This is a genomic window from Streptomyces sp. NBC_01707, assembly GCF_041438805.1.
Taxonomy (GTDB): Bacteria; Actinomycetota; Actinomycetes; order Streptomycetales; family Streptomycetaceae; genus Streptomyces.
Genome location: NZ_CP109190.1, coordinates 4,225,974 through 4,251,066, shown reverse-complemented (window position 1 = coordinate 4,251,066; position 25,093 = coordinate 4,225,974). Strand labels below are relative to the sequence as shown.

At 71.1% G+C, this 25,093-nt stretch carries 25 protein-coding genes; 14 read left to right on the top strand and 11 right to left on the bottom strand.

Translation table 11 applies throughout. The features are described from left to right. Positions 1–15 precede the first annotated feature (15 nt). Positions 16–1,566 (top strand): histidine ammonia-lyase, encoded by a 1,551-nt coding sequence (hutH, locus tag OG963_RS18990; RefSeq protein WP_093773050.1) that lies wholly within the window; start codon positions 16–18, stop codon positions 1,564–1,566. A 215-nt stretch (positions 1,567–1,781) separates the two neighbouring features. Here hutH and OG963_RS18985 read toward each other — a convergent pair whose 3' ends face one another. Continuing rightward, entirely contained in the window at positions 1,782–2,081 is a 300-nt protein-coding gene (locus OG963_RS18985; protein WP_030914718.1) for a hypothetical protein, read from the bottom strand. A 109-nt stretch (positions 2,082–2,190) separates the two neighbouring features. On the opposite strand from OG963_RS18985, the gene OG963_RS18980 reads away from it, so the two are divergent. The 6 genes from OG963_RS18980 to OG963_RS18955 all read left to right on the top strand — a co-directional run bounded on the left by OG963_RS18980 (position 2,191) and on the right by OG963_RS18955 (position 7,503). Beyond that, positions 2,191–2,550, top strand: a complete 360-nt coding sequence (locus OG963_RS18980; protein WP_234321983.1) for a hypothetical protein — start codon at positions 2,191–2,193, stop codon at positions 2,548–2,550. Positions 2,551–2,801: 251 nt separating this feature from the next. Then, on the top strand, positions 2,802–4,067 hold the full coding sequence (locus OG963_RS18975; protein WP_093929505.1) for an Ig-like domain-containing protein: 1,266 nt from the start codon (positions 2,802–2,804) through the stop codon (positions 4,065–4,067). Positions 4,068–4,238: 171 nt separating this feature from the next. Further along, positions 4,239–5,696 carry an ABC transporter permease gene (locus OG963_RS18970; RefSeq protein ID WP_371799269.1) on the top strand — a complete coding sequence of 486 codons (1,458 nt, stop codon included), beginning with the start codon at positions 4,239–4,241 and terminating at the stop codon, positions 5,694–5,696. Positions 5,697–5,741: 45 nt separating this feature from the next. Then, the gene (locus tag OG963_RS18965; RefSeq protein ID WP_030914729.1) at positions 5,742–6,425 is read left to right on the top strand and encodes an ABC transporter ATP-binding protein; all 684 of its coding nucleotides are present in this window, start codon (positions 5,742–5,744) and stop codon (positions 6,423–6,425) included. A 105-nt stretch (positions 6,426–6,530) separates the two neighbouring features. Further along, on the top strand, positions 6,531–7,043 hold the full coding sequence (locus tag OG963_RS18960) for a hypothetical protein (protein WP_093773044.1): 513 nt from the start codon (positions 6,531–6,533) through the stop codon (positions 7,041–7,043). 103 nt (positions 7,044–7,146) lie between these two features. Further along, entirely contained in the window at positions 7,147–7,503 is a 357-nt protein-coding gene (locus OG963_RS18955) for a DUF1330 domain-containing protein (protein ID WP_319736900.1), read from the top strand. A gap of 65 nt (positions 7,504–7,568) precedes the next feature. Here the strand turns inward: OG963_RS18955 and OG963_RS18950 are convergent, their stop codons facing one another. Continuing rightward, a complete protein-coding gene (locus tag OG963_RS18950; protein WP_093773413.1) occupies positions 7,569–7,982 on the bottom strand; it encodes a YrdB family protein in 414 nt (137 codons plus the stop codon). A gap of 323 nt (positions 7,983–8,305) precedes the next feature. On the opposite strand from OG963_RS18950, the gene msrA reads away from it, so the two are divergent. Then, on the top strand, positions 8,306–8,818 hold the full coding sequence (gene msrA / locus OG963_RS18945; protein ID WP_371799268.1) for a peptide-methionine (S)-S-oxide reductase MsrA: 513 nt from the start codon (positions 8,306–8,308) through the stop codon (positions 8,816–8,818). 117 nt (positions 8,819–8,935) lie between these two features. Here msrA and OG963_RS18940 read toward each other — a convergent pair whose 3' ends face one another. The 3 genes from OG963_RS18940 to OG963_RS18930 form a co-directional block, all read right to left on the bottom strand. Next, positions 8,936–10,075, bottom strand: a complete 1,140-nt coding sequence (locus tag OG963_RS18940; RefSeq protein ID WP_371799267.1) for a hypothetical protein — start codon at positions 10,073–10,075, stop codon at positions 8,936–8,938. A 78-nt stretch (positions 10,076–10,153) separates the two neighbouring features. Then, positions 10,154–11,743: a M48 family metallopeptidase gene (locus OG963_RS18935; protein ID WP_093929502.1), complete on the bottom strand. Its 1,590-nt coding sequence runs from the start codon at positions 11,741–11,743 to the stop codon at positions 10,154–10,156. 177 nt (positions 11,744–11,920) lie between these two features. Continuing rightward, complete coding sequence (locus OG963_RS18930) at positions 11,921–13,024, bottom strand: hypothetical protein (RefSeq protein WP_030914747.1); 1,104 nt, start codon at positions 13,022–13,024, stop codon at positions 11,921–11,923. 67 nt (positions 13,025–13,091) lie between these two features. Between OG963_RS18930 and OG963_RS18925 the strand changes: the two genes are divergently transcribed. Then, positions 13,092–14,237, top strand: a complete 1,146-nt coding sequence (locus tag OG963_RS18925) for a cystathionine gamma-synthase (RefSeq protein WP_093773034.1) — start codon at positions 13,092–13,094, stop codon at positions 14,235–14,237. A 159-nt stretch (positions 14,238–14,396) separates the two neighbouring features. On the opposite strand, the gene OG963_RS18920 is transcribed toward OG963_RS18925, so the two are convergent. From OG963_RS18920 to OG963_RS18910, 3 genes are all read right to left on the bottom strand, one after another. Further along, on the bottom strand, positions 14,397–14,609 hold the full coding sequence (locus OG963_RS18920) for a hypothetical protein (protein ID WP_107441109.1): 213 nt from the start codon (positions 14,607–14,609) through the stop codon (positions 14,397–14,399). Positions 14,610–14,644: 35 nt separating this feature from the next. Then, entirely contained in the window at positions 14,645–15,151 is a 507-nt protein-coding gene (locus tag OG963_RS18915; RefSeq protein ID WP_051877947.1) for a sigma factor-like helix-turn-helix DNA-binding protein, read from the bottom strand. 91 nt (positions 15,152–15,242) lie between these two features. Further along, complete coding sequence (locus OG963_RS18910; RefSeq protein WP_030914757.1) at positions 15,243–15,767, bottom strand: MarR family winged helix-turn-helix transcriptional regulator; 525 nt, start codon at positions 15,765–15,767, stop codon at positions 15,243–15,245. Between the two features lie 156 nt (positions 15,768–15,923). Between OG963_RS18910 and ilvA the strand changes: the two genes are divergently transcribed. The 3 genes from ilvA (at position 15,924) to OG963_RS18895 (ending at position 19,125) form a co-directional block, all read left to right on the top strand. After that, positions 15,924–17,153, top strand: a complete 1,230-nt coding sequence (gene ilvA, locus OG963_RS18905) for a threonine ammonia-lyase (RefSeq protein WP_093773032.1) — start codon at positions 15,924–15,926, stop codon at positions 17,151–17,153. A 98-nt stretch (positions 17,154–17,251) separates the two neighbouring features. Continuing rightward, entirely contained in the window at positions 17,252–18,277 is a 1,026-nt protein-coding gene (locus tag OG963_RS18900; RefSeq protein WP_107441100.1) for an ATP-binding cassette domain-containing protein, read from the top strand. After that, positions 18,274–19,125, top strand: coding sequence for an ABC transporter permease (locus OG963_RS18895; protein WP_030914764.1), 852 nt, complete (start codon positions 18,274–18,276; stop codon positions 19,123–19,125). Before OG963_RS18900 ends, OG963_RS18895 begins: the two co-directional genes overlap by 4 nt. Positions 19,126–19,186: 61 nt before the next feature. Here the strand turns inward: OG963_RS18895 and greA are convergent, their stop codons facing one another. Both greA and OG963_RS18885 read right to left on the bottom strand, forming a co-directional pair. Further along, positions 19,187–19,684 carry a transcription elongation factor GreA gene (gene greA / locus OG963_RS18890; protein WP_313938893.1) on the bottom strand — a complete coding sequence of 166 codons (498 nt, stop codon included), beginning with the start codon at positions 19,682–19,684 and terminating at the stop codon, positions 19,187–19,189. 203 nt (positions 19,685–19,887) lie between these two features. Then, positions 19,888–20,304: a DUF4307 domain-containing protein gene (locus OG963_RS18885; RefSeq protein ID WP_093773030.1), complete on the bottom strand. Its 417-nt coding sequence runs from the start codon at positions 20,302–20,304 to the stop codon at positions 19,888–19,890. Positions 20,305–20,457: 153 nt separating this feature from the next. Here OG963_RS18885 and mca point away from each other — a divergent pair, with 153 nt between their 5' ends. Next, the gene (gene mca / locus OG963_RS18880; RefSeq protein WP_030914768.1) at positions 20,458–21,339 is read left to right on the top strand and encodes a mycothiol conjugate amidase Mca; all 882 of its coding nucleotides are present in this window, start codon (positions 20,458–20,460) and stop codon (positions 21,337–21,339) included. A gap of 1 nt (position 21,340) precedes the next feature. After that, complete coding sequence (locus OG963_RS18875) at positions 21,341–21,580, top strand: hypothetical protein (protein WP_093773028.1); 240 nt, start codon at positions 21,341–21,343, stop codon at positions 21,578–21,580. Between the two features lie 84 nt (positions 21,581–21,664). On the opposite strand, the gene OG963_RS18870 is transcribed toward OG963_RS18875, so the two are convergent. After that, complete coding sequence (locus OG963_RS18870; RefSeq protein WP_371799266.1) at positions 21,665–24,922, bottom strand: tetratricopeptide repeat protein; 3,258 nt, start codon at positions 24,920–24,922, stop codon at positions 21,665–21,667. Positions 24,923–25,093 lie beyond the last annotated feature (171 nt).

Here is a 25,093-nt window from a genome sequence, read left to right as displayed (position 1 = left end):
CGTACGCTTCTGAATATGGATATGCACACAGTCGTGGTGGGGACGTCCGGTACCACCGCAGAGGACGTCATCGCCGTGGCCCGCGCGGGCGCCCGTGTCGAGCTCTCCGCAGCCGCCGTGAGCGCGCTTGCCGCCGCCCGCGAGATCGTGGACGCGCTGGCCGCCAAGCCCGAGCCGGTCTACGGAGTCTCCACCGGCTTCGGCGCGCTCGCGTCCCGCCACATCAGCCCCGAGCTGCGGGCCCAGCTCCAGCGCAACATCGTCCGCTCGCACGCGGCCGGCATGGGCCCGCGCGTCGAGCGCGAGGTCGTACGGGCGCTGATGTTCCTGCGCCTGAAGACGGTCTGCTCGGGCCGCACCGGCGTACGTCCCGAGGTCGCGCAGACCATGGCCGACGTGCTGAACGCCGGCATCACCCCCGTCGTGCACGAGTACGGCTCGCTCGGCTGCTCCGGCGACCTGGCGCCGCTCTCGCACTGTGCCCTGACGCTGATGGGCGAGGGCGACGCGGAGGGTCCCGACGGCATCGTGCGCCCGGCCGGCGAGCTGCTCGCCGCGCACGGCATCACTCCCGTCGAACTCCGGGAGAAGGAGGGCCTCGCCCTCCTCAACGGCACGGACGGCATGCTCGGCATGCTCGTGATGGCCCTCGCCGACCTGCGCAGCCTCTACACCTCCGCCGACATCAGCGCCGCGCTCAGCCTGGAGGCGCTGCTCGGCACGGACAAGGTCCTCGCCCCGGAGCTGCACGCCATCCGGCCGCACCCGGGCCAGGGCGCGAGCGCCGACAACATGCTGCGGGTGCTTGCCGGTTCAGGCCTCACCGGCCACCACCAGGACGACGCGCCGCGTGTCCAGGACGCCTACTCCGTGCGCTGCGCGCCCCAGGTCAACGGGGCCGGCCGCGACACCCTCGCGTACGCCGGGATCGTCGCCGACCGTGAGCTGGCCTCCGCCGTCGACAACCCCGTGGTGCTCCCGGACGGCCGGGTCGAGTCCAACGGGAACTTCCACGGTGCCCCGGTGGCGTACGTGCTCGACTTCCTGGCGATCGTCGCCGCCGACCTCGGCTCGATCACCGAGCGCCGCACGGACCGGCTGCTGGACAAGAACCGTTCGCACGGCCTGCCGCCGTTCCTCGCCGACGACGCCGGTGTCGACTCCGGTCTGATGATCGCCCAGTACACGCAGGCCGCCCTGGTCAGCGAGATGAAGCGGCTCGCGGTCCCGGCGTCGGCGGACTCGATCCCGTCCTCCGCGATGCAGGAGGACCACGTCTCCATGGGCTGGTCGGCGGCGCGCAAGCTCCGTACCGCCGTCGAGAACCTCGGACGGATCGTCGCCGTCGAGCTGTACGCGGCGACCCGCGCCATAGAACTGCGCGCCGCCCAGGGGCTCACCCCGGCGCCCGCGTCCCTGGCCGCCATCGAGGCGCTGCGGGCGGCCGGCGTCGAGGGACCGGGACCGGACCGCTTCCTGTCGCCCGATCTCGCTGCGGCGGAGGCGTTCGTGCGGGACGGGAAGCTGGTCGCCGCCGTGGAGCCGGTGACCGGGGTGCTGGCCTGAGGGCTGTCGGGTAATCCCCGGTGGATCAGCGCGCGGTGTCGGATGCGGTGCATCGCAAGGCGGAGGGGCGTCCTCATGCCGGGCGTATTCGGTATTCCGAACGCGGCGAGGTGCCGTAGCTGTCGTCGCGCGCCCGTCGGGGACTGCGGGGCCCTCAGGAGGGGTGGCGAGGCGTGCTGCGCGCTTCGTTCCTCATCGCCGGACGGGCCGGAATGTCAGGCCCGTCCGGCGATCGAGGACATCGCGGCGGTGCGGCGTGCGGAGTACGTGACGAAGCCCGCGCCGATTCCCAGGAACGCGGTGCCACCGATCAGATACGCAGTGGTGTCGACCCCGGTGCCGGTTTCGGCCAGTGCCGGCCGGGCCGCCTCGTCCTCGGTGCTCGCGCCGGCCGGTCTGCTCGGCGCTCCGCCGGCCGCGTCGTCCGTCGCGTTCGCCGAGGGGACGAACCACAGAGCGCACAGCAGTGTGCCCGCGGCGGTGGCGGTCAGGAGTGGGCGACGAGCTATGGCCACGGATTCGATCCCCCTTGTGGAAGCCATGAGTTAGCCGTGTGCGCCGATGCTAATGAAAGCAGCGGGTCGCAGGAAAGTCGCGACTGCCGGTAGCTCTACGCTCCGGCGTATGAGCCCTTCTGAGACATCACGGTTTGTTCGCCTTCGCGTGGACATGGTGCTGGAGATCACCGACGCGGAGGCCCTCAGCGGCACCGCGCTGGAGAGCCTCGCGGCCGAGTACGGCGAGCCGGACGGCGAGTACGCCGAGGAACGCATGCAGGCCGAGTCCGCGGTACGGGAAGACGGGGCGGAGGCCCTCGCCTCCCTCGTGGACCCGTTCGACCTCGTCGGCGAGGTGCCGGGGGTCGAGCTGGCCCAGGCGTCCTGGAGCAGCGAGATCGTCGACTACGACCCCGAGGACCCGGGCGACTGGGACCTCGACGACGAGCGTGACGGCGAGGAGGGGGACGACGACGTCGCGCCGTAGCGGGTGAGGAACGCACCGGCCCCGGCCCGCTTCCGGTGGCCCGGGGCCGGTGCGTGCAGATCCCGGGAACCACAGGTGGCACGGCTGCGTCGATGAGTGGTGTTCCCCACATCTGAGGCGGATGTGGAACGGAGGACCCCCGCCAGGTGTTCTTGGAACATTGATGGGGACCCGTCTCACGACGGTTCCGGCATCGACGGGAATCCGTCTCACGACGGTTCCGCTCGGGGTTATGGGGGAATTCGGCAACGATGGAGAAGCGTGTGATGACGGACAGCAAGCGGCGCAAGGGCCTGATGGCCGCGTCCGCCCTGCTCGGCGGCGTGCTCGTGCTCACTGCCTGCAGCGAAGGCGCGAGCTCGGGCAGCGACGAGGGCTCGAAGAAGTCTCAGGCGGCGGCAGTCGACAAGGCGGCGGCCGAGGACGCGTCCCAGGCGCAGATAGCGATCTCGCCGAAGAACGGCGCGACCAACGCCAGCATCAACAACGCCGCTAAGGTCACCGTCACCAAGGGCAAGCTGACCCAGGTCACCATGACCACGTCGGCCGGCGCGAGCGTCCCCGGCACCCTGGCCGCCGACGGCACCAGCTGGCAGCCGAACGCACAGCTCGAGCGCTCGACCACGTACAAGATCAACGCGACGGCCGAGGACACCAAGGGCCGCGAGGCGCACGAGAACGCGTCGTTCACCACCGTGTCGCCCGCCAACAGCTTCATCGGGAACTTCACCCCCGAGGACGGCTCCACGGTCGGCGTCGGCATGCCGGTCTCGATCAACTTCAACAAGCCGATCACGGACCGGAAGGCCGTCCAGGCCGGAATCACCGTGACGTCCAGCAGCGGCCAGCAGGTCGTCGGTCACTGGTTCAACGCGCAGCGTCTCGACCTGCGCCCCGAGCAGTACTGGACGGGCGGCTCCACCGTCACGCTGAAGCTTGCGCTCGACGGCGTCGAGGGCGCGGACGGCGTCTACGGTGTGCAGCAGAAGACGGTCACCTTCAAGGTCGGCCGCAACCAGGTCTCGACGGTCGACGCGTCGACGCACACCATGACCGTCACCCAGGACGGCAAGACGATCAAGACGATCCCGATCTCTGCCGGTTCCCCCGACAACCCGACGTACAACGGTCAGATGGTCATCTCCGAGAAGTTCAAGGAGACCCGGATGAACGGTGCGACGGTCGGCTTCACCGACGACGACGGCAAGGGCGAGTACGACATCAAGGACGTGCCGCACGCCATGCGGCTGTCCCAGTCGGGCACGTTCATCCACGGCAACTACTGGGGTGCGCCGTCGGTCTTCGGCAGCGCCAACACCAGCCACGGCTGTGTCGGCCTCGCCGATGTGAAGGGTGCGGGCGACGCCAACCAGCCCGCCGCCTGGTTCTACAACAACTCCATGATCGGCGACGTGGTCATCGTCAAGAACTCCCCCGACAAGACCATCACGCCCGACAACGGCCTCAACGGCTGGAACATGAGCTGGAACGAATGGCAGGCGGGCTCCGCGGCCTGACCCCGCGGGAGGTTCACGCAGCAACTTCATGACCCCGAAGTCCCGTGCGTACACAGGGCGGTGGCACCCGGATCCCCCGGGTGCCACCGCCCTGTGGCGTTCGTAGCCGTTCTCATCGGGATCTCATGCGGGCCTTAACTCGCCATCACGACCGGTTCATAGCCTCGCGCCATGTTCTTCACCTATCTCCGGCGCGAGCTGCGCCGCCGCAGAAAGGCGGCGCTGGTCGTCGCCTCGGGGCTCGCCCTCGGTATTGCGCTGGTCATCATCGTCAGTTCGGTCTCCTCCGGCATGAGCAAGGCCCAGGACAAGGTCCTGGAATCGCTGTACGGCCTCGGCACGGACATGACGGTCACCAAGGCCGCCGCCGCACCGGGCTCCGGTACCCAGCGGCCCCGGTTCGAGTTCGATGCCAAGGACAACGACGACGACGCGAAACAGAGCTCGGACCGGGTCATGGTCCAGGGCTTCCAGACCCTGTCCGCCGCAACCGTCGACAAGGTCGGCACGCAGGACGGCGTCGCGGACGCGGTCGGCGGACTCAGCCTGACCGTCCTGAAGGTGGACGGCCAGTTCAAGCGCGGCGAGTTCAAGCAGAACGGGACCGCCGGCACGGGCGGCCCCGGCGGCCGGGGCGGCAGCACGCAGCCGCAGGGTGAAGTCAGGGGCGGCGGCGCCTCGTTCGACGTCAACTCGTACACCGTGTACGGGACCGACGTCACCAAGCAGGACCTCGGCCCGCTGACCTCGTCGAAGATCACCAAGGGCCGTACGTTCAAGGCCACCGAGACCGACGCGAAGGTCGCGGTCGTCGACGCCTCGTACGCCAAGGAGAAGAAGCTCGCGGTCGGCAAGACCGTGACCGTCTCCGGGACCAAGTACAAGATCGTCGGCGTCTCGACGGCGGACAGCGGCGACGCGGCCGCCAACCTCTACATCCCGCTGAAGCAGGCGCAGACCCTCGCCGACTCCAAGAACAAGGTCACCACGGTCTACGTCAAGGCCGCGGACTCGCAGCAGATCGACCACGTCAAGTCCGCCATCCAGAAGAACATCTCGGGCACGACGGTCACCACCTCCGCGGACCTCGCCGACACGGTCTCCGGCTCCCTGTCCACCGCCTCCGACCTGGCCTCCAGCGTCGGCAAGTGGCTGTCGATCGCCGTCCTCGTCGCCGCCTTCCTGGTGGCCGGGCTGCTCACCTCCTCCGCGGTCAGCCGCCGGGTGCGGGAGTTCGGCACGCTGAAGGCCCTCGGCTGGAAGAGCGGCCGGGTCACCCGCCAGGTCGTCGGCGAGGCCCTCGTCAACGGTCTGATGGGCGGTGTCCTCGGCATCGCGGTCGGTCTCGCCGGTGCGTACGTCGTGACCGCGATCAGCCCCACGCTCACCGCGCAGCTCGGAGGCTCCGGCGGCGGCGGCGGTGGCGGTGGTGGTGGCGGCATGTTCGGCGGACCCGGCCGGCAGGCCGCGTCCAAGTCCCTGGACATCGCGCTGACCGCACCGGTCTCCCTCTCCATCATCCTGATCGCCGTCGCGCTGGCCGTGGCGGGCGGGCTGATCGCGGGTGCCTTCGGCGGCTGGCGGGCCTCCCGGCTGCGTCCCGCGGATGCGCTGCGCCGCGTCGAATAGCCCGCCCGGGCGTCCCACCCCCTCTGTTCCAGCAGGAGTTGACCCATGTACACCCTCAGAGACGTCACCAAGCGCTATACCCGCGGCAAGTCCACCGTCAATGCGCTCGCCGGTGTCGATCTGACCATCGAGGACGGCGGCCGGCTCGTCATCCAGGGCCCCACCGGCGGCGGCAAGTCCACACTGCTGCAGATGCTCGGCGGCCTCGACCGGCCCACGAGCGGCAGCGTCGAACTCGACGGTGTGGACCTCGCGAAGCTCAGCGAGGCCAAGCTCACCAAGGTGCGCGCGCAGAACATCGGCTTCGTCTTCCAGAGCTTCAACCTCATCCCGACGCTGACCGCGCAGGAGAACGTCGAGACGGCGCTCGTCCCGCTCGGCGGCAAGGCGTCGGAGCGGCGCAGGCAGGCCGCCGAGGCACTGGAGTCCGTCGGACTCGGTGAGCGGCTCGGACACCTCCCCGGCGAGATGTCCGGTGGCCAGCAGCAGCGTGTGGCCATCGCACGGGCCCTGGTCAAGCGGCCCAAGGTGCTGCTCGCCGACGAGCCGACCGGCAACCTCGACGAGTCCATGCGCGACGAGGTCATGGAGGTGCTGGAGACGATGTGGAAGGAGCACGGGCTGACCTTCATCATGGTCACCCACGACAGCGCGATCGCCCGCAGGGCGCCGCGGCTGGCGACCATCCGCAAGGGCCGCGTCACGGTCACGGAGAACGCGGCGGCCTGACGCAGGCCCCACCGGCCTCCCCTGCGCGGGGCGGCGGCGGACGGAGTCGACTTCGTCCGCCGCCGCCCCGCGCCCCCGTTCGTGCATCCCACTAATCTCACACCCATGACCGCTGCCATCACCGCCATGATCACCGCAGTCGTCGGCGTGCTGGGCACCCTGTTCGCCCCGATGCTCGCCCAGCGGCTGACCGCGCGGCAGCGCGTCGAGGAAGCCGAACTGGCCGACTCGCGAAGGAGGTTCGAGGAACGCCGCGCCCAGTACACGGCCATGAACCGAGCCTCCCGGCAGTTCCACACCCTCCTCAAGGACGCCCTCCACCGGATCAGGGACCGCGTCTACACCGAGCAGGAACGCGCCCAGCTCGAAGAGGCCCGCCTCGACCACCGCGACCGCTACGCCGAGGCGCAGATGATCGTCCCCGAGCGGATCCTGCAGGCGTCGCGTGACCTCAACCGGGTTCTCGCCGACGGTGACACGGCCATCAAACGCCTGGACCGCGGGGTGGCCGGCGACAGCGAGAGCGTCGAAAGGGCCCTGGAGAACCTCAAGGCGGCGGACCCGCACCTCGACACCATGCGGAAGCTGATGCGGGAGGACCTGGGCATCAGCGACTGAGTCCGCTACCCCGGAGGTAATCGACGGCCCGTACGCCCGCGGGCAGCATGGTGCACACCGGCTGACGGAACCACCGCAGCACGCAGATCCGGAGGGCGAGACCATGACCGCGTACGCCATAGGCCACCTGCACCCCGCCGCGCACCCCGGCGAGGAGGTCCTCACGTACATCGAACGCATCCAGTCGACCATGGACCCGTTCGGTGGCCGGTTCCTCGTCCATGGCAAGCAGGTCGAGGTCGTCGAGGGCGACTGGCCGGGTGCGCTCGTCATCATCGGCTTCCCCGACCTGGCCGCCGCCCGCGGCTGGTACGAGTCGGCCGCCTACCAGGAGCTGCTGCCGCTGCGGACGCGGAACATGGCGGGCGACGTGGTGCTCGTCGAAGGCGTCGGACCTGAGTACGACGCGTCCGCGACCGCGGCCGCGATGCGGGCGGCGGCCCCGCCGGTCATCAGCTGACGACGACCGGCCCGGAGCCCGTACGGTCCGCAGATCGGCCCCGCGCGAACGCGACACCGGCCCGCTCATCCGTCGCGTTCGGCCGCTTCATCCGCCCCGGACCCAGCGCGGTGCTGCTTCCCGGGCGCCGGCCTGTGCCGGAAGGTCTCCGCCAGTGCGGTGTTCGCGACCATCACGACGGCGAGCGCCACCGCTCCCGCCGGGTGGCCGACCCGATACAGCCCGAAGGCGCCGCCGCCCAGCACCACGGCCTTGACCGCGAGCACGCCCGCCATCGGCAGCCGGATCCGGGCGCGTGGCGCGGCGAACAGCCCCCACAGGGCGATGGCGAGCGCGGTGATCCCGACGGCCAGCAGCAGTTGCCGGGCCAGGTTGCCGTCACCGGCGTGGAAGCCCCACCAGGACAGACACGCCAGCGCCGCCAACTCCAGAACGAACGCCAGGACCTCGTTGGCCGCCCACCACGGGCGTCCGGTCAGAGCAGGGATCCCCCTGTCGTCCGTGCGGTACTCACGCATCGGTGCCCCCTCGGCGTCCACGTCTGCGAGCGTACCGGCCCGGTCAGCGCCGACGTCACCCGGCGGAGGCACCCCGCAGCACCGCGGAGCTGCTCGTTGATCCGCGACGATCCATGATCCGCAGCGGCCCCGGCGAGGACACGGCGGCCGACGACCGCAGGGGCCGGCTGGACGGTCACGGAATCGCTCGGAACCCTCGCGCGTTGCAGCAGGTGGATGGGATGCCGGTGGCGTGTGAACCGAGCAGCCCGAGTGACTCAGCTGACACATATTGGAGGGCTGCAATGGCGGCGCAGACGCAGAGGGCCGTGCTGGCGGGCGGATGCTTCTGGGGGATGCAGGACCTGATCCGCCGGGTTCCGGGCGTGACGGCGACTCGGGTCGGATACACCGGCGGTGACGTGCCGAACGCGACGTACCGTAACCATGGCACGCACGCGGAGGCCATCGAGATCCTTTTCGACCCCGAGAGGACCGACTTCCGCGCGATCCTGGAGTTGTTCTTCCAGATCCACGACCCGAGCACCAGGAACCGTCAGGGCAACGACATCGGCCTCAGCTACCGCTCGGCGATCTATTACGTGGATGACGAGCAGAAGCGGATCGCGGAGGACACGATCGCGGATGTGGACGCCTCCGGACTGTGGCCGGGCAAGGTCGTCACCGAGGTCGAGCCGGTCGGCCCCTTCTGGGAGGCCGAGCCCGAGCACCAGGACTACCTGGAGCGTTACCCGGAGGGTTACACCTGCCATTTCCCGCGCCCGGGATGGCGGCTGCCCGCCCGCGCGAAGGGCTGACGGCGAGAGGCGGGCCCGGCGTCGGGCGCACGCCGACGTCGTACCGGGTAACGCCGGGGGATGGCCTTGCTATGCGGTGGGGGCGCCGGGGAATCCGGCGCCCCCACCGCGTACCGGTCAGTTCCCGCCCGCGGCCAGGACCTGCGCGGCGCAGAAGTCGCGGGACTGGACGTAGCGCGCCTTCGGGTCCCCGGAGTACGTCCACGGGGCGCTGTCGATGTAGCCGTCGATCGCGCGGTACTGCTCCAGCGCCGCGTCGTACCGGTCCTGCCAGTAGAGCAGCCAGGCGAGCATATGGCGGACCCGGACGATCCGCCGGTCCTCGGGGTCGGCCGCCGCGGCGGCCGCCACGTCGATCAGGCAGGCGTCGACTGCGGCGATCAGCTCGGGGCTCTTGTAGAACACGTCCGGGTCCAGATCCTGCTCCGCCGACTCCTGCTCGAACGCGGCGTACAGCGGCAGGAGGGAGAGCAGCCGGCCGGGGCTGCCCTTCTGCGCAGCCTCGCGCGCGAAGTGTTCGGCCAGCTCGTGCGAGCCGCGCCACTTGCGGCACCAGTACTGGAGCGCCGAGGTGTGAGCCGCGAGGTGGTGGGCGTCGCGCTTCTCGACCTCGGCCCACAGAGCGCGGAAGTCGTCGTGCCCGTAGCCGAGGCCGAGGGCGCAGGAGATCTCGGCGATGTACGGGCCCGGGTCGTCGCCGGCCAGCTCCTGGGCCTCGTGACAGGCCTCCCGGGCCTGGGCCATCATCCGGTGGAAGCCGGCGAACTGCTCCTGCGTGGTGTACTTCGCCTGCTTCGCACCACGGATGTCCGCGGCGACGCTGATCAGGGCGCCGGCGTGGACGAAGGCCGCTCCCGCGTCCTCGGGCTGCGCGGCGCGCCAGGCCAGCAGCCACGTGTCGTCGGCCGCGGCCTCGTCCTGGAGGACGCCGGCGCGCCGGTAGCGCTCCTGCCAGTCCCGGCCCGCCTCGGCGAGGAAGGCGGCGCCCGCCTGCCAGTTCCCGGACCGGACGGTGGCGCGTATCTCCTCGTCGCGCGGGTCGGGGGCGGCGGCGTGCGCGGTGTCCAGCTCGTCGGCCGGTACGAGGCCGAGCTCCGCGGCGGCCCGCGCCGGGCCGGAGTTCCGGCTCCGGCGCGCGCGGGGCGCCGAGGGGGCTGCGCCGGACGCGCCTTCCACGAACTCCGTCGTCTTCTTGCGCGCCTTCAGCCAGAAGTACACGCCGAGAGCGATCGCCAGCAGGGGTATCAGTCGTGCCACGGGGGTTCCGGTCCAATCCAGAAAGATGAGCTCGGGGAGGGGAAGGAGGAGTAGAGGAGTAGGGGGAGGCGAGAGGCCCTAGGGAGCGAGCAGTTTGCGCAGCGGTTCCGTGTCCGGCACATCCGCCACCGCCGCATCCAGCGCCGCCGGGAGCGTCTCCTCGTACCCCTCGGGCAGCTTCAGTGTCGCGGAGTCGGTCCAGGACAGCTGCCAGCGGGCCCGCCCCTGCCGTACCAGCTCGCCGCCGGCCAGCTGCAGCAGTCCCGCGCGCAGCCGGGGCCTGGCGAACTCGCGGGCCGCGCGGCCGGTCGCGGCGTGGGCCTCGTCCGACTTGGGCAGGCGGTCGGCGATCTGCCACAGCGCACCCGCGTCGATCGCGTCGAGTGCGGCGGTCAGCGAGCCGTCGCTGCCGGTCACCTCGCCGACCACCGCGCCGAACCCCTGCGCCGACTGCTCGGCGTACGCGGCCATCGACTCGTGCACCAGCTCCGGCCAGTCGACGCGGCGCAGCCGCAGTGCCTCAGGGGTCAGCACCGACTCCTCGACGGCGGCGAGCGTCCGCTCGGCATCGGCGAGCAGGCCCAGCGACGGCTCCACGGGCTCCGACGCGCGCCCGTCGTCCGGCAGCGCCTCGATCCGGGCGACGCGCTCCGCGATCGGCGGGTGCGAATCGTAAGGGGAGGCCGGCTCGGACGGCAGGGAGCCGCGCATCTCGTCCAGCTCGTCCTTACGGGCGGCCAGCAGATGCCGTACGCCGCCGAAGACCTGGCCGGGCGGCGGCAGCATCCCGGCCTCGACGCCGAGCGTGGCGTACGCGTTCATGTAGAAGCCGTGGGCGGCGTCGAGCGCCGGGAGCTCGCGCAGCGCCGACGCGGTCGCGTCACGGCCCGCGATCCGGGCCGCGGCGACATCGGCGGCGAGCTCCTCGCGGCGGGCTCCGGAGAGCGTGGCACGGATGTAGAACTTCGCGTACGCCGTGTACACCGCCGCCATCGCGCGGTACGAGAGACCCGCACCGCCGGTGTCGATCTCCTTGGCCCGCTTGCCCTTGGCGACGGCCTTCGCCGCCTTCTTCTCCTGGCGGGCCTGCTCCTTGGCGACGGTCCGGCCCGCTCGCTCCTGGAAGTGGGCGATGGTGCGGACCACCTGGGTACGGCCGCGTGCGGTGATCGCGGAGAGACGGGTGTCGGAGTTGCCGTAATGGCCCATCTCATGGGCGAGCACGGAGCGCAGCTGGGCCTCGGACAGTCCGGCCATCAGCGGCAGACCGAGGCGGAGCCGGCGCCTTCCGCCGACCAGGCCGAGGAACCTGGCGTCCTCGCTGACCGAGGCGTTCACCTCGCCGTCGAGCACGATCTCGTCGGGGGCACGGGTGCCGATCTGCCGGGCGATGTCGCGGACGGCGGCCCAGAGCCGGGGCTCCTGGCTGTCGGTGACCGGCAGCCCGGTCAGGCCGTCGTCCTTCGGCGTACGCAGCATGAACATGCCCCGCACGATCGGGATCGCCAGCACGACGCTGAGGATGAACAGCTTCGCGGCGACACTGCCCGTCGTCCACGTGAACGCGGCCCAGTCGAGGGCGCCGAGGGCGGCGAGCAGGACGAGGCTCAGCAGATAGAAGCCGGCAAGCAGGACAAGAGCGCGGGTGGCGCGCAGAGTTGGGCCCATCGGGCAGATCCCCCACAGGGACAGGTCTGGTGACAACGGTGTGGCAAGGGTGGTGTGGGGGGAACCGGAGTATGACCTACCGCAGGTCGGCGGGGCAACGTGGTCCGTGAGCGGCCCGGGACCCGCGGCGGAACAATCGCCACACAGGGGCTGAACAGGCACGGAGCCGCCGCGCGACTACCTCGGCAGCGTCGCAGGACTGCCGCCGTTCGCCTCGTACCCGGCGACCGCGAGCGCCCGGTACACCGTGTACTCGGCGGCCGGGTCGGAGTTCTGCGTCCACGGCAGCGCGCCCACATGCCCGTCGATGTGGACGAGTTGGTTCATCGCCTCCGACCAGCGCTCCATCCGCACCAGGAACAGCACCAGCAGATGCCGGACATGGGCGAGCATCGGATCGTCGGGCCGCGCCGCGTGCACCGCGAACAGCGCGCCCTCGACCGCCTTCGTCACCACCAGACCCTTGTAGAAGCCGCTGACGAGATTGACCTCGGGCAGATGCTCGTACACCGCGAACAGCGGCAGCGCGGCCAGAAGCGAGCCCTGCGGGGCGCGGGCGGCCGCCGAGACGGCGAAGCGATCGGCCTCCTCGCGGGAGCCGTGCCACTTCTCGCACCAGAAGTGCAGCGCCGCGATGTGCGCGCCCATGTGTGCCGGGGACCGATCGATGATCTTCACCCAGAGCTGGTCGAACTCCTCGTGGGAGTAGCCGAGTCCGCGGGCGACGGCCAGTTCGACGATGTACGGGACCGGGTCACCGGGCGCCAGCAGGGCCGCCTCGCCGCAGACCGTACGGGCCTCCTCCAGGATGATCCGGAAGTCGTCCGTCCCCGCGGTGGAGGACCGCCACGCCTGCTGGACGAGGAACTCGGCATGCACGGCCGCACCGCCCGCGTCCTTCGGCGACTCGGCCCGCCATGACCGCAGCCACGCACCACCGGCACCCGGGGCCTGCATCAGCTCGAGCGACGCGGCGCCGGCGAACGCCTGCACCCGCTGCCACCGCACCTCGCTCTCCTTCGGCGTCCCGGCCAGCAACTGCGAGGCCGCCCGCCAGTCCTGTGTGCGCTGCACGACATCGAGGACATCGAGGAGATCCTGATCGGGGCCCGGCATCCGGACGTCCAGCTCCTCCTGGCGGACGAAGCCGTACGTGTCGGGGTCGGCGGCGTCCGGGGAACCGGGCGCGACCTGGTGGATGCCGGACCTGCGGCGCAGCACGAAGGGGCCGATCACCGCGGCGAGCATGCACAGCGCGATGAGGAACCAGAGAATCTCCATACGCCTATTGTCACCGGACGGCGCAGTGGGGGTGGATCACCCCTGTGACGAACTACGCTCGGGCCCCATGAGCGACCAGCACAGCTTCGAGACCCTCGCGATCCACGCGGGCAACACCGCCGATCCCCTCACCGGCGCCGTTGTTCCGCCCATCTATCAGGTGTCCACGTACAAGCAGGACGGCGTCGGCGGGCTCCGCGGCGGCTACGAGTACAGCCGCAGCGCCAACCCGACGCGCACCGCACTGGAGGAGAACCTCGCGGCCGTCGAGGGCGGCCGCCGCGGTCTCGCCTTCGCGTCCGGGCTCGCGGCGGAGGACTGCCTGCTGCGTACGCTGCTGTATCCCGGCGCCCATGTCGTCATCCCGAACGACGCGTACGGCGGCACCTTCCGGCTCTTCGCCAAGGTGGTCAAGCGGTGGGGCGTCGACTTCTCCGTCGCGGACACCTCCGACCCGGCGGCGGTCCGGGCCGCGGTCAACGACCGTACGAAGGTCGTCTGGGTGGAGACGCCGTCCAACCCGCTGCTCGGTATCACCGACATCGCGGCCGTCGCGGACGTGGCCCGCACCGCGGGTGCCCGGCTGGTCGTCGACAACACCTTCGCCAGCCCCTATCTGCAGCAGCCGATCGCGCTCGGCGCGGACGTCGTCGTGCACTCGCTGACCAAGTACATGGGTGGCCACTCGGACGTCGTCGGCGGTGCGCTGATCGCAGCGGACGCGGGACTCGGCGAAGAACTGGCGTACCACCAGAACGCGATGGGGGCGGTCGCCGGACCGTTCGACTCCTGGCTGGTGCTGCGCGGCATCAAGACGCTGCCGGTCCGGATGGACCGGCACAGCGAGAATGCCGCCAAGGTCGCCGAACTGCTGACGCGGCACCCCAAGGTGACCCAGGTCCTGTATCCGGGGCTGCCGGAGCACCCGGGGCACGAGATCGCCGCCAAGCAGATGAAGGCGTTCGGCGGCATGGTGTCGTTCCGCGTCGAGGGCGGCGAGGAGGCGGCAGTCGAGGTCTGCAACCGGGCGAAGCTGTTCACGCTCGGCGAGTCCCTCGGCGGCGTCGAGTCCCTGGTGGAGCACCCGGGCCGGATGACGCACGCCTCGGTGGCGGGCTCGGCGCTGGAGGTGCCGGCCGACCTGGTCCGGCTGTCCGTCGGCATCGAGTCCGCGGACGACCTGCTGGCCGACCTGACGCAGGCACTCGGCTAGAACCTGCCCGTCCTGGGACGGGTGCGGTGACACCGAAGCGCCGGGCGGGCCGACTCGCTGCCCGCCCGGCGCGTCACCGGACGGCTTTCCTCGTCATGACGGCCTCCTCGGCTCGTTCCGCACGACGCCCGGTCCAGGTGATCCCGCGCGAAACCGGGCTCACCAGCCTTCCAGGGGTGGTGTCGTGTCGGCGGGCGGCACCTGCCACGGCTGGGTGACCACCGCCCACACCATGAACGCCCCCACCGCGAGGAACAGCACCGTCAGCACCAGCGCGCGGGCAACCCGGTGGCGGCGCAGCAGGCGGCCGCCGCGCTCCGTCGCCCGCTCCGCCAGACCGGCGGGGACCTGCGGATGCGGTCCGTCCAGCATCCGCCGGACGTGATCCTCCCTGCGGACGGGGCGCTTCACGGCGCGGCCCCCAGCGACCCCACGGTCCATCGCCTGGTCCTGCGCCGCGGGGTGGGCCCCCGGGGGTCGCCCATGGTGGCCACCGAGCGGTTGCAGATCGCCCTGACCCGGTCCACCGGAAGCCCCAGCAGCGCGGCGGTCTGTTCCTCCGGCACACCCTCGTACAGCCGCAGCACGAGAACCAGCCGCGCTTTCGGGGCCAGCGGGTCCAGCAGGCCGCCGCGTGGCCGGTGGTGCCGCCATGCCTCCCGGGCGAACCGGGAGGCCAGCTCCTGCCGGGTGCGGTTGTACGGATCCTCGCCGTGCAGCCGGTCCCAGTCCGCGTATGTACGGGCCAGTGCGGCGGTCAGCAGACGCAGCGCCCGATCGTTGCTCCCGGGCGGCTGCGAGGGTTCGGCGGTGAGCAGCGTGGCAGTGTGCAGCAGACGGCCGGCCGCGCCCGCCACGAAGGCCTCGAACTCCTGGGCGCGGCGCCGCTGAGGACCCGCCTGCCGCTCTCGCACCCCCACATGGCAGCCCCGCCGACCACCCCTGGTCAAGAGGTCGGACCGAGCGAATGCCACCCCCGAGGCATCGCCCGGCACGCCGCCCTGCTCAGTCGGTCGTCGGCTGATGCGTCTGCCGCGCGGCCAGCGACGCGTTGAACCGCGTCAGCAGCGTGCAGAAGGTGTCCCGCTCCTCCGCCGTCCACTCCTGCGTCACCTGCGACATCAGCTCCCGCCGCGATGCCCGCACCTCGTCGAGCCGGGCCTGCCCGCGCGGCGACAGCTGGAGCACGACCGCTCGGCCGTCCTCCGGGTGCGACGTGCGCTTGACCAGACCGGTGTCCACGAGCGGCGCGACCTGGCGGGTCACGGTCGAGGAGTCGATCCCCATCCCCGCGGCCAGCGCCTTGACGCCCATCGGGCCTTCCCGGTCCAACCGGTTGAGCAGCAGATACGCGGCCCGGTCCATCGAATTGCGGACCTGGCCCACACCGCCGAGGCGGGTCTGCTCGGCACGGCGGGCGAACACGGCCACCTGGTGCTGCAGAGCATCGAGGAGGTGGTCGGGACCCAGGGAATCGGGGGTGGCGCCCCCGGAAGGAGACGCAGCTGTCGTCATGTCCTGAGGGGGCATGGCCGGGGGCTCTCTTCGTGCGGTGTCGGATGGGTGGGGGACAGAGTACGCGGCCACGGGGCAACGCGTACCAGTGCCGCACAAACCTGCGGACAACGACGCGGGACGCCGCCGCGGCGGCGTCCCGCACTGCGTCCAGCTGCAAGACTTGCGCTCATGAACTTCCGTACGCCCCACCCGTTTCCCGCAGTGATCCTCGACGACGTCCGGGGCGCGCAGAAGATGCTCTCCGGTGTGGCCCGGATGACCGCGATGGAGGGCAGCCGGCATCTGTCGGAGCTGGTCGGCGCGCCGGTCCACTTCAAGTGCGAGAACCTGCAGCGGACCGGTTCGTTCAAGCTGCGCGGCGCGTACGTACGGATCGCCGGACTGTCCCCGGTGGAGCGGGCGGCCGGGGTCGTCGCCGCGAGCGCCGGAAACCATGCGCAGGGTGTCGCACTCGCCTCTGCGCTGCTGGGCGTACGGGCAACGGTCTTCATGCCCGTCGGGGCGCCGCTGCCGAAGGTCGCCGCGACCCGCGAGTACGGCGCGGAGGTCAGGCTGCACGGCCAGGTCGTCGACGAGACCCTCGCCGCCGCCCAGGAGTACGCCCAGGAGACCGGTGCGGTCTTCATCCACCCCTTCGACCACCCGGACATCATCGCCGGTCAGGGCACCGTCGGCCTGGAGATCCTCGAGCAGTGCCCCGAGGTCCGCACGATCGTCGTCGGCATCGGCGGCGGCGGTCTCGCCGCGGGCATCGCCGTGGCGGTGAAGGCCGTCCGGCCCGACGTGCGGATCATCGGCGTCCAGGCGGCGGGCGCGGCCTGCTACCCGCCCTCCCTGGCGGCCGGTCACCCGGTGGTGATCGACGGGCTGCACACGATGGCGGACGGCATCAAGGTGGGGCGCCCCGGCGACGTGCCGTTCGGGCTCGTCCAGGAGCTGGTCGACGAGGTCCGCACGGTCTCCGAGGCCGAGCTGTCCAGCGCGCTGCTGCTCTGCCTGGAGCGGGCGAAACTCGTGGTGGAGCCGGCCGGGGCGAGCCCCGTCGCGGCGCTGCTGAGCGACCCCCGGTCGTTCCGGGGGCCGGTGGTCGCGCTGCTGTCCGGCGGCAATGTGGACCCGCTGCTGATGCAGCGCATCCTGACCCACGGCATGGCGTCGGCGGGCCGCTACCTGAGCCTGCGGGTGCGGCTCACGGACCGCCCGGGCGCGCTGGCCGCACTGCTCGCCTCGTTGTCCGTCGCGGACGCCAACATCCTCGACATCGGTCATGTACGGACCGATCCGCGGCTCGGGCTCACCGAGGTGGAGGTCGAGCTGCACCTGGAGACCAAGGGGCCGGCCCACTGCGAGGAGGTCACCGCGGCGCTGCGGCAGGCGGGGTACGAGGTGACGGTCTGACACGCGGACCCCTCGGTGTGCGCGTTCACCGGGCGGCGCAAGGCGCACAATCCTAGGATCTGTGAGGGAAGTCACCCGAACGCTCTGGGGGAATCCGTATGCCAGGCGCCATCCATGCCGAAGGCCTGGTGAAGACCTTCGGCGATGTACGAGCACTCGGCGGTGTCGATCTCGACGTGCCGGAAGGCACGGTCCTGGGCCTCCTCGGCCCCAACGGGGCCGGCAAGACGACCGCCGTACGTGTCCTGACGACTCTGCTCAGGCCGGACAGCGGCAGGGCGGTCGTGGCGGGCATCGACGTACTGAAGAGACCCGACGACGTCCGCCGCTCGATCGGACTCTCCGGCCAGTTCGCAGCGGTCGACGAGTATCTGACCGGCCGTGAGAACCTGCAGATGGTCGGTCAGCTCTACCAGATGAGCCGGCGCGACGCGAAGGTCCGGGCGGGGCAGCTGCTGGAACGGTTCAACCTCGCCGACGCGGCCGACCGGCCGACGAAGACGTACTCCGGAGGGATGCGCCGCCGCCTCGACCTCGCGGCCGCGCTCGTCGTCTCCCCGCCGGTGATGTTCATGGACGAGCCGACGACCGGCCTCGACCCGCGCAACCGGCAGCAGCTGTGGGAGGTCATCGAGGAACTCGTCGCGGGCGGCACGACGCTCCTGCTGACCACCCAGTACCTGGAGGAGGCCGACCGCCTGGCGCACGACATCTGCGTCATCGACCACGGCCTCGTCATCGCCCGTGGCACCTCGGACCAGCTCAAGGCCCAGACCGGCGGCGAGCGCGTCGAGGTCGTGGTCCACCAGCCCGACCAGATCGACCCGGCCCGGGCCGTCCTCGCCCAGCTGGGCAAGGGCGAGGTCACCCTCACCCAGCACACCCGGAAACTGACCGTCCCGGTCTCCGGTGGCGCCAAGCTGCTCGCCGAGATCATCCGGGATCTCGACGCCCGAGGGGTCGAGATCGACGACATCGGCCTGCGCCGCCCGACCCTCGACGACGTGTTCCTCTCGCTCACCGGCCATGTGGCCGAGCTGACGGAGACCGACGACAACGGGACCGTCCCCCGCGGACGCGGGGCGCAGACCGGCCGCAAGGCCGGACAGGAGGCCGCGAAGTGACTGCCACGACGGAAACGCTGCACGTCGCGGCCCCCCGCCCGGGCGGCTCCCTGGGCCGCTCGGTCCGCGACTCCCTCGTCGTCGCCCGGCGCAACCTGATCCGGATGACCCGGATCCCCGAGATGGTCATCTTCGGGCTGATCCAGCCGATCATGTTCGTGGTGCTGTTCAGCTACGTCTTCGGCGGCTCGATGATGATCGGCGGTTCCACCAGTCCCGCCGAATACCGCAACTTCCTGATGGCGGGCATCTTCGCCCAGACCGTGACCTTCGCCACCGCCGGTGCCGGCGCCGGTATCGCGGACGACATGCACAAGGGCCTCATCGACCGCTTCCGCTCGCTGCCCATGGCGCGCGGTGCGGTGCTCACCGGCCGTACGCTCGCCGATCTCGTCCAGACGACGCTCACCCTGGTCGTCCTCGCGGTCGTCGCCCTGCTGGTCGGCTGGCGCACCGAGGAGAACGTCGGCAAGGTGCTCGGCGGCTTCGCGCTGCTGCTCCTGCTGGGCTACGCCTTCTCCTGGATCGGGGCACTGATCGGTCTCTCGGTCCGCACTCCCGAAGCGGCCACCTCGGGCGGCCTCATCTGGCTCTTCCCGGTCACGTTCATCTCGAACGCCTTCGTGCCCACCGAGAACATGGCGGGCTGGCTCCAGCCGATCGCCGAATGGAACCCGTTCAGCGCAACCGTGCAGGCCTGCCGCGAGCTCTTCGGGAACCCGGGCGTCTCCCCATCCGACGCCTGGCCCATGCAGCACCCCGTGTGGGCCTCGCTGATCTGGTCCGTACTGATCATCGCGGTCTTCCGCACGCTGGCGGTCCGCAAGTACCGCTCGGCGGCCGCCTGAGGCAGCAAGGAGCCCCGGCCGTCCCGCGGCCGGGGCTCCTTGCTGTTGCGGATGTGGCGGGTCAGCCCGTGTACGGCTTCGCCTCGAGGATCTTCACCGAGGCCCTCTTGCCGTTCGGCAGCTCGTACTCGGCGTCCTCACCCATCTTCTTTCCGTTCACGCCGGAACCGAGCGGAGACTGCGGGGAGTACGTCTCGATGTCCGCGCTCGCGTACTCGCGGGAGGCGAGCAGGAACGTCATGGTGTCGTCGGGATCGCCGTCGAACGCGATGGTGACGACCATGCCGGGCTCGACCACGCCGTCGTCGGCGGGGGCCTCGCCGACCTTCGCATGCTCCAGGAGCTGGGTGAGCTGGCGCACCCGCAACTCCATCTTGCCCTGCTCCTCCTTGGCCGCGTGGTACCCGCCGTTCTCCCGGAGGTCACCCTCCTCACGGGCCGCCGCGATCTTTACGGCGATCTCCGTGCGCGCGGGACCAGACAGGTACTCCAGCTCGGCCTTGAGCTGGTTGTACGCCTCCTGCGTGAGCCAGGTGACGTTTTCGCTGGTCTGGGTCACAGGTGCTCCTAGTCGGTACTGGAAATACAAGCGTCGGTACTGGGAATACAAAGCAACGCCCTACCCAGAAGCATGTGCCTCCACGGGTGGGCGAAACCACGAGCCTAACAATTCCGCAGGAAAAGGGGGAGAAGGTAAACCGCTACGACCGCGTCAACGCAGGTCAGGGACGATAGTCGCAGGTCGGAGCCGGTCCGTGCCGGTCAACGCGACGCCCCGCCGTCGGCGGTGCAGCCCAGCAGTTCCACGCTGGTCGCCCGCGACGTCGTACGCAACGAGACGATCCTGTCGATGCGGTCGGAGCGGTCGTCGAACCGGATGTCCTTCCGGGCCACGTCGTCGCCGTCCACGCGCTGCGAGCGGAGGGTGCAGTAGCCCTTCGCGTCCCGGTCCTTGCGGACCTCCAGGTGGACGTCGACCCGGTCGTCCGAGACGATCTTGAACTTGATCACCTCGGCGCTGACCTTCTGGCCCGCCACGTAGTCGTAGCCGATCCAGCCGACCACGCCGATCAGCGCGACACCCAGCACCGATCCGATGATCTTGAGCTTGCGGTCCGCGCGCTCGTCCGCGGAGCGCCCGTAGCGGCCCTCCGGAAGTGCTTCCCGCACCGCAGTCATGATTGTTCCTTCCGTACCGGGGGATCGCGGAATTTTCCACCCCCGGCTTCGGTCACTATAGAAGTCTGCCACCCGCGGCCGACCGCCACCCCGCACCGACGTCCCTACGGGACGGGCACCATTCAATGGCGACCAATCACTGAGGATCGAGTCTTGACTGAGCAGCTTCGACTGATGGCCGTGCACGCCCACCCCGACGACGAGTCGAGCAAGGGCGCGGCCACCATGGCCAAGTACGTGTCCGAGGGGGTGGACGTGCTGGTCGTGACCTGCACGGGCGGCGAGCGCGGCTCCATCCTCAACCCGAAACTCCAGGGCGACGCGTACATCCAGGAGCACATCCACGAGGTGCGCAAGAAGGAGATGGACGAGGCCCGGGAGATCCTGGGCGTCAGGCAGGAGTGGCTCGGCTTCGTCGACTCCGGGCTGCCCGAGGGCGACCCGCTGCCGCCGCTGCCCGAGGGCTGCTTCGCACTGGAGGACGACGAGAAGGCGGCGGCGCGTCTCGTCCGGAGCATCCGCGCGTTCCGTCCGCACGTCATCACGACGTACGACGAGAACGGCGGGTACCCCCACCCCGACCACATCATGACCCACAAGATCTCGATGATCGCGTTCGACGGCGCCGCGGACACCGAGACGTTCCCCGAGGTGGAGTTCGGCCCGGCGTGGCAGCCGCAGAAGCTCTACTACAACCAGGGCTTCAACCGTCCGCGCACGGTCGCGCTGCACGAGGCGCTGCTCGCCCGCGGCCTGGAGTCGCCGTACGGCGAGTGGCTGGAGCGCTGGAAGGAGTTCGAGCGCGTCGAGCGGACGCTGACCACCCACGTTCCGTGTGCCGAGTTCTTCGAGATCCGGGACAAGGCGCTGATCGCGCACGCCACCCAGATCGACCCCGACGGCGGCTGGTTCCGGGTTCCGATGGACATCCAGCGGGAGGTCTGGCCGACCGAGGAGTACGAGCTGGCGAAGTCTCTCGTCGATACGTCCCTCCCCGAGAGCGACCTCTTCGCGGGCATCCGCGACAATGCCTGATATGTACGCGACCCAGGCACTGACCCACGTCGTTCCTCTCGCCGAGGAATTCGACAAGAACAAGGTGACACCCGGCGTCCTCGGCTTCATCGTCTTCGCGGCGCTCGCGGTGGGCGTGTGGCTGCTGATGAAGTCCATGAACCGGCACATGGGCAGGGTGAACTTCGAGGAGGCGCCGGATCCCGACGCGGTGTCCGCCGACGCCAAGACGTCGGGGACCGCCACCGGGCACGCCCGGTAAGGCTCCGTCCCGACCTGCCGGACGGGCTTGATCCACCGCCCGTCCGGCAGATCCGAGTGCCCGGCATCAGGCCTGGGCACCGTCCTACGGCCTCGCCCCCACCGGTACGCCCATGATTTCGCGGGCGTGGCGGGTCGGAGTCATGCCCAGGCGCCAGGCCTGCCAGCCGTCCTCCAGGTCGACCCCGCGGTTCAGGACCACGGTGAACGCCTCCGCGCAGTCCTCCAGCTTGCTGTCACGGGTCGGACGGCCGGCCCCGAGCAGGTCGGCGAGCTCCTGCTGGGCCACCACCGCGCCCACCTCCGTGCCGCCCGCCGACGCGTACGGCAGCAGAGTGCAGCGCAGGAAGCGGGCCCAGTCGGCGCCCCGCGTGTCGCCGTACGAGTCGAACAGCTGCGCCGCCTCGTCGCACAGAGCCAGTGCCTGCGGCGCGCGGTTGTTGCCCGCGTCGATCAGGACCAGCTCCAGGCAGGTCCACGCCTCGCCGTGGGCGACACCGATCCGCCGGAAGTCGGCCCGGGCGTCGACCAGGAGCTGCCGGGCGAAGCCGGAGTTGCGCAGATTGCCGGTCTGGGCGGCCCGCTGGTCGCGGGTGACCCGGCCCGAGTGGTGCCGGGCACACGCCAGCCCGTACACGTCCCGCATCCGGGAGAACATCGTGCGCGCCCGTTCCAGCTCCCGTACCGCCTGATCGGTGTCGCCCGTCTCCTCAAGGGCCTGCCCCAGGTAGTACAGCGTCCACGCCTCGCCGCGCGCGTCCTCGCTGTCCCGGTGCAGGGACAGCGCCCGGCGCAGCTCGTCGACCGCCGGGGCCGCCTCGCCGTCGAGCAGCCGGGCGCGCGCCAGCTGGGTCAGCGCCCAGGCCTCGCCGCGCTCGTCACGGGTGCGGCCGTACAGATCCAGCGCCGTGCGCAGCGCCTCGTCGGCCCCCGCCACATCGCCCATCCGCAGCAGGGTCTGGCCCAGCTGGAACCGCGCCCACGCCTCGCCGTGCAGCGACTCGCCCTCCCGGTGCAGGATCAGCGCCGTGTCGAGGAGGTCCATGGCCTCGGCGAGACGGCCGCGGTCACGCTCGACGGCGGCCAGCGCGTGCAGCGACCAGGCCCGGTCCGCGGCCTGCCCGTCCGAGGACTGCAGCCCGATCGCCTCACGCAACCGCGCCGCCGCCTCGGTCAGGTTGCCCTGGTGATGCAGGGTGATGCCGAGCGAGCAGAGCGCCAGCGCCGTGCCCGCCTCGTTCTGCGCCTCACGGTAGAGGCCGACGACCGACGACAGGGTGGTACGGGCCTTGTCCAGTTCACCGAGCTGCCGGGCCGCGATACCGGTACGCCACTGCACCGACCGCTCGAGCAGCCCCTTGTCGACGGCCTGCGTCAACTCACTGATCTCGCCCAGCCGGTAGAGGTCGCCGCGCAGCAGGCAGTAGTCGCACAGCGCGCCCAGCAGATCCAGCACGGCCCCCTGGTCGACGCCCTCCGCGTGCCGCAGCGCGGAGGTGATGAAGCTCGACTCGTCGTCCAGCCAGCGCAGCGCCGCGTCCAGCGAGGCGAAGCCGTGCGAGCCGAACTGCCCCGCCCGGGTGGACATCTTGCCGTCGACCATCCGGATCACCGCACCGGCGAGCTCCGCATAGTTGTGGATCAGCCGCTCCTGCGCGGCGGTACGCTCCGCCGCCTCCTCCTCGTCGAGCAGCCGGGCCAGGGCGAAGCCCCGCACCAGATCGTGCAGCCGGTAGCGCGAGCCCCGTACATGATCGAGGAGCCCGGCTCGGCACAGGACCGTCAGCAGGCGCTGCGCCTCCTGCTCCTCGGCGGACAGCAGCGCCGCGGCTGCCGCGGCGCCCAGGCTGGCGCGCCCGGCCAGCGCGAGCCGGCGCAGCAGTCGCCGCGCCTGCTCGGATTGGTCGGTGTAGCGCAGCCACAGGGCACGCTCGACGGGAGCCACCGGACCGTACGCGGCGAGATCGGTGGCCAGCGAGCTGCGGGTACGCGCCCCGAGCGAGGAGCCCGCGACACGCAGTGCCAGCGGCAGGCCGCCGCACAGCTCGGTGACGGTGTCGGTCGACTGGGAGTCGTACGGCCCCAGCTCCTGCTCCTCGGCCGACGCGCGCAGCAGCTCCTCCGCGCCCGCCGCGTCCAGCGGACCCACCGGCAGCTGGTGCACCCAGGCCGGGACGTCGGCAGGCAGGTCCAGGGGCGCGCGGGCGGTGACGAGGACCAGGCTGTCGGAGCGCTCGGGGATGAGCGTGCGGACCTGCGCCGGGTCGCCGGCGTCGTCGAGTACGACCGTCACCGGTGTACCGGTCAGATGCTGGTGGTACAGCTCGCCGAGCCGTCGCACCTGCTGCTCAGCGGAGGACCTTCCCCAGTCCTTCGACCCCGTTCGGCCGGAGGAGCCCCCCTCCCGGAACAGCAGCTGCTCACGGGGCGCTCCCAGGCGGTTCAGCAGATGCAGCAGTGCGTCACGGGTCGGCAGCGGGTTCTCGCCGGTGACGTCGGAGCGCAGATCCACCACGCAGGCACCCCGGAACTGGTCCTTGAGTTCGTGTGCCGCCCGCACGGCGAGGGTGGTGCGCCCCGAGCCGGGCTCGCCGTGCAGCACGACGACGGTCGGCTTCGTCTCCGTCGAGGCCCGGGCCGCGTGCACCCACCGGGCGATCTGTGCCAGCTCGGCCCGGCGGCCCGCGAACGGCCCGTCGGGGGCGGGCAGATGGCTGAAGGACTGGCTGAGCAGCGACCGGGTGCGCGCCGCCGAACTGCGGTCCCCGCCGCGCAGCTGCGGCACGACGGTGGCGGCCTTCTTCTTCGGAACGCGGGACGACGCGGTCAGCATCCGCTGCTGGTCCAGGAACGGGCGTATGCCCCGCACCTCCAGTGCCGCCAGCCACTGCAGCCGCAGCTGCTCGGGGCCGCCGGGCTGACTCAGCGCGCCCGCCTTGCGGTGGGCGGCGGGCCAGTGCGAGGCGGTCACCTTGGCGACGGTGGTCGCGGCGCCCGCGACGGCGACGACGGCGCCCGCGCCGAGCGCAGGCCCGGCCGCAGTGCCGAGCACGACATCCGCGCCGAATGCAGCGGCCGCGGCAACTCCGGTCACCAGTAGGGGGGTTCCCATCGTCGCCTTGCTGAACCGCTTCGACAGGGGCTGCTGTCCGGCCTCCGTCGCGTCGAGTGCCTGGACGTACGCCGCGTACTCCTCACCCGCGTCGGCCACCAGTGAATCGAGGGCGGCCCGCCCGCGCGCCAGCAGCGCCGCGGCGTCGGTCCGGCCGCCCGATCGGCGTACCTCTTCCTCCACGGCGCGTACCAACAGCCGTTCGGCTTCGGCCCGGTGGCTGTCCCGCATGTTCGTCCCCCTCCGAGAGCTTCGGTTCGGGACAAGTGTCCTGTGTGGGGCGGCTGAGCGCGAGAGCAAGCGGGGTAAGTGCCGTCGCCTGAGCAGCTGTTGCGCGCGGTCGACGGGCCCGGATGCCTGGTGGGGCGAAGCATGCCGCTGAGCGCGACAGGCGCTGTGTGC

Coding starts and splice junctions, on each gene's coding strand:
- hutH (WP_093773050.1), top strand. CDS start 16: ATGGATATGCACACAGTCGTGGTGGGGACGTCCGGTACCACCGCAGAG.
- OG963_RS18980 (WP_234321983.1), top strand. CDS start 2,191: ATGAGCCCTTCTGAGACATCACGGTTTGTTCGCCTTCGCGTGGACATG.
- OG963_RS18975 (WP_093929505.1), top strand. CDS start 2,802: ATGGAGAAGCGTGTGATGACGGACAGCAAGCGGCGCAAGGGCCTGATG.
- OG963_RS18970 (WP_371799269.1), top strand. CDS start 4,239: ATGTTCTTCACCTATCTCCGGCGCGAGCTGCGCCGCCGCAGAAAGGCG.
- OG963_RS18965 (WP_030914729.1), top strand. CDS start 5,742: ATGTACACCCTCAGAGACGTCACCAAGCGCTATACCCGCGGCAAGTCC.
- OG963_RS18960 (WP_093773044.1), top strand. CDS start 6,531: ATGACCGCTGCCATCACCGCCATGATCACCGCAGTCGTCGGCGTGCTG.
- OG963_RS18955 (WP_319736900.1), top strand. CDS start 7,147: ATGACCGCGTACGCCATAGGCCACCTGCACCCCGCCGCGCACCCCGGC.
- msrA (WP_371799268.1), top strand. CDS start 8,306: ATGGCGGCGCAGACGCAGAGGGCCGTGCTGGCGGGCGGATGCTTCTGG.
- OG963_RS18935 (WP_093929502.1), bottom strand. CDS start 11,743: ATGGGCCCAACTCTGCGCGCCACCCGCGCTCTTGTCCTGCTTGCCGGC.
- OG963_RS18930 (WP_030914747.1), bottom strand. CDS start 13,024: ATGGAGATTCTCTGGTTCCTCATCGCGCTGTGCATGCTCGCCGCGGTG.
- OG963_RS18925 (WP_093773034.1), top strand. CDS start 13,092: ATGAGCGACCAGCACAGCTTCGAGACCCTCGCGATCCACGCGGGCAAC.
- OG963_RS18920 (WP_107441109.1), bottom strand. CDS start 14,609: ATGCTGGACGGACCGCATCCGCAGGTCCCCGCCGGTCTGGCGGAGCGG.
- OG963_RS18910 (WP_030914757.1), bottom strand. CDS start 15,767: ATGCCCCCTCAGGACATGACGACAGCTGCGTCTCCTTCCGGGGGCGCC.
- ilvA (WP_093773032.1), top strand. CDS start 15,924: ATGAACTTCCGTACGCCCCACCCGTTTCCCGCAGTGATCCTCGACGAC.
- OG963_RS18900 (WP_107441100.1), top strand. CDS start 17,252: ATGCCAGGCGCCATCCATGCCGAAGGCCTGGTGAAGACCTTCGGCGAT.
- OG963_RS18885 (WP_093773030.1), bottom strand. CDS start 20,304: ATGACTGCGGTGCGGGAAGCACTTCCGGAGGGCCGCTACGGGCGCTCC.
- OG963_RS18875 (WP_093773028.1), top strand. CDS start 21,341: ATGTACGCGACCCAGGCACTGACCCACGTCGTTCCTCTCGCCGAGGAA.
- OG963_RS18870 (WP_371799266.1), bottom strand. CDS start 24,922: ATGCGGGACAGCCACCGGGCCGAAGCCGAACGGCTGTTGGTACGCGCC.